The sequence below is a fragment of the Actinobacillus minor NM305 genome (assembly GCF_000175195.1).
GTDB classification, from domain to species: domain Bacteria; phylum Pseudomonadota; class Gammaproteobacteria; order Enterobacterales; family Pasteurellaceae; genus Haemophilus_A; species Haemophilus_A minor.
In genome coordinates, this window is the sequence record NZ_ACQL01000026.1 from 1 (window position 1) to 1,540 (window position 1,540).

The following is a 1,540-nucleotide window of genomic DNA, read 5'->3' on the forward strand; positions in this document are numbered from 1 at the left end:
TAGGGGCGAAATATTTTTCGCCCCAAACCATCACCGGAATATCAGGGCGAATATAATTCGCCCCTACAATATTCCTAAAACCATAAAAATGCGTAAATCTTAAACTCTCTCCCCTTGTGGGAGAGAGACAGCCGAAGGGTGCGTTCAGCAACCTTCGGCAGAGAGAGGGGAAACCCACGCCTTTTAGAGCGTAATTTCCCCCTCTCCCTGATTTTGCTTCTTAACGAAGCAAAATCTGTCCCTCTCCCACTAGGGGCGAGGGTTGTATATCGACAGCTACGATGAGGCGGTTAAACACAGTTGCTACAACAGGTTAAATTTTCTGCATTTGTTGCATAATACCACTCATTTTCGGGTATATTACACATTAAATTTTCTTTTGTCATAACGAGTTCAAATATGGACGTACAAAATCTTATTCTTTGGCGAAAGTTCTTTTCAGGCTTAGCCTATACCGCAATGCAAAGCGTGTTCTTTATCTATTTACAATACTATAAAGGCTTTGAAGCCGACCAAATTGCAACGGCATTTTCTTTATTGGTTTTTGCCAGCCAAGCATTTGCCTTATTTGCAGGCTCGTGGGGAGATCGTTTCGGGCGTTCTGCCGTGATGTTACTCGGTTGTTTGCTGGATGCCATTGCCTATATTTTAATTCTAACTACACACCATTATGGCTTTTTATTATTAGCCACATTCTGTTTTGGTTTAGGTAGTACGTTATTCAGCACCAATGCCCGAGCTTTTCTGCTCAGCCATTCGGCGGATAACTATGCTTCAAAAGCGCACGCACAGGGGCGATTTTTAAGAATTTCGAGCCTTGCCTCAATGGTTGCGCCACTTTTAGCGCTGCCTTTTATCTATTTCCGTAAGGCGGAGTGGTTAATCTGGCTCAGCTGTGCCATTGAAGTGGCAATGTTAATCTTTATGCTTAAAAGCATTCCAAAAAGTGAATGTCAAAATGTGCAGAAAGAAACCTTCCATTTTAGCCAACTAAAAGAGGTGTTAAACAAGCGGTTCGTTTTTGCGCATATTTTGCTTTTTATTCCGCTGGGAATGGGAACAGCGTTTTATGTGATCTTCCCTTATATTTTTACCAACTTATTAGATCGTCAAAGTTTGGTTTCCGTAGCGTTCTTTCTGAATAATTTAATTGCGGTGCTATTGCAATCGTATTTCTCCAGAAAATTGAATTTTGGCGTGGCGAAGTTGGTGTATATTGCCCCGGTTTTAATTATTTTACTCTTCTTACCGTGGTTCTATACCTTGCAAGCATTATCGGAAGTCACCGCTTTTGTTTATCTTATTGTGTTTGCGATTATCAGCCTTTTTGCGAATACCACTTTGGCAAATATTTTAGTGAAGCTTGATAAAGGCAAAAATCAAGGTTTGATGTTTGGTATGTCAAAAATGATCCTAGCGGTTACGACTGCCGGCATTATGAATGCGTTGCCTTATGTTTTCTTAGTCTAGAGATTTTTCCGTAGGGGCAAATCACATTTGCCCCAATTCCTCAATTGTTTAGGGCGAAAAATATTTCGCC

1 protein-coding gene is annotated in these 1,540 nt (G+C 41.0%); it reads left to right on the forward strand.

Going from position 1 to position 1,540, the window contains the following annotated elements; genetic code table 11:
- Positions 1-399 precede the first annotated feature (399 nt).
- Positions 400-1,470, forward strand: a complete 1,071-nt coding sequence (locus AM305_RS00850; RefSeq protein ID WP_005822192.1) for an MFS transporter — start codon at positions 400-402, stop codon at positions 1,468-1,470.
- The last annotated feature ends 70 nt before the right edge of the window (positions 1,471-1,540 follow it).